General features: G+C 44.4%; 1 protein-coding gene. It reads left to right on the top strand.

Going from position 1 to position 1,240, the window contains the following annotated elements; genetic code table 11:
* Window positions 1-68: 68 nt before the first annotated feature.
* Window positions 69-1,231 (top strand): IS3 family transposase gene (locus tag ABUE20_RS19180; RefSeq protein ID WP_408621578.1). Its coding sequence is split into 2 segments (ribosomal slippage): window positions 69-324 and window positions 324-1,231, totalling 1,164 coding nucleotides; the frame shifts between segments, so codons are not numbered across the junction.
* The last annotated feature ends 9 nt before the right edge of the window (window positions 1,232-1,240 follow it).

The following is a 1,240-nucleotide window of genomic DNA, read 5'->3' as shown; positions in this document are numbered from 1 at the left end:
TATAGTGGTTTAATGATCCCGGACACCAATTAAGATGGTAAAGTACGTGCCATAGCAAGAGGTGTTCTATGACAAAAAAGCGTCGTTCATTTACAGCAGAGTTTAAACTTGAAGCAGCGTGTTTGGTCCTTGACCAAGGTTATTCTATACCTGAAGCCAGTCGTTCCCTTGATGTTGGTGAAACCGTTCTCCGACGTTGGGTCAAACAACTTGAGCAAGAGAGAACAGGTGTAACTCCAGGCAATAAAGCATTAACGCCGGAACAACAAAAAATTCAGGAGCTTGAAGCCAGAATTAATCGTTTAGAACGAGAAAAAACCATATTAAAAAAGGCTACAGCTCTCTTAATGGCGGACGAATTAGAACGTACGCGCTGATAGACCAATTGAGGGAGCATGAAGACACTGAACTGGTCTGTGCATCATTCGATATCGCCACATCTTGTTTTTATGATTATTTAAATCGTCGGCAATATATTGATTTAAATAGAATTAAACTACGTAGTGAGCTGAAAAGACTGTTTCGAATTAGCCGAGGTTCCGCTGGAAGTCGCATGCTCGTTTCAATGATGAAAGCCATCGGATATCAGGTTGGTCGCTTCAAAGTCCGTCGCTTAATGAAAGAAGCTGGCTTAACGTCAAAGCAGCCAGGTGCTCACCGTTATAAAACCGGTGGTGTTGAACGACCTGATATACCCAATCATCTTGCCAGACAGTTTGATGTCCATGCTCCAAATGAAGTTTGGTGTGGTGACATCACCTATATCTGGGCTGAAGGTCGGTGGCGTTATCTGGCTGTCATTCTCGATTTATATACGCGTCGAGTGGTCAGTTGGGCAATATCGGGCAATCCCGATGCGGACTTAGTCGTCAAAGCACTAGATTTAGCTTATCAGCAGCGAGGTTGCCCAAAAGATGTCATGTTCCATTCAGATCAGGGTAGTCAATATGCCAGCCGCAAATTCAGGCAACGACTTTGGCGATATCAGATCCGCCAAAGCATGAGTCGCAGAGGGATCTGTTGGGACAATGCACCAATGGAGCGGTTGTTCCGCAGTTTAAAATCGGAATGGATACCAGAAATGGGTTACTTATCAGTCCGTGAAGCAAAACAAGATATCAGTTATTACCTGATGGATTATTACAACTGGCAACGACCTCATCAACATAATGATGGAGTTCCGCCTGCAATCGCCGAGAATCGGCCTAACCGTGTGTCCGGTTTTAGTTGACCTCTATAC

It is taken from the genome of Celerinatantimonas marina, from assembly GCF_046054165.1.
Classification (GTDB): domain Bacteria; phylum Pseudomonadota; class Gammaproteobacteria; order Enterobacterales; family Celerinatantimonadaceae; genus Celerinatantimonas.
Note: the sequence above shows the minus strand (reverse complement) of the source record. Positions and strands in the feature narration are given on the sequence as shown.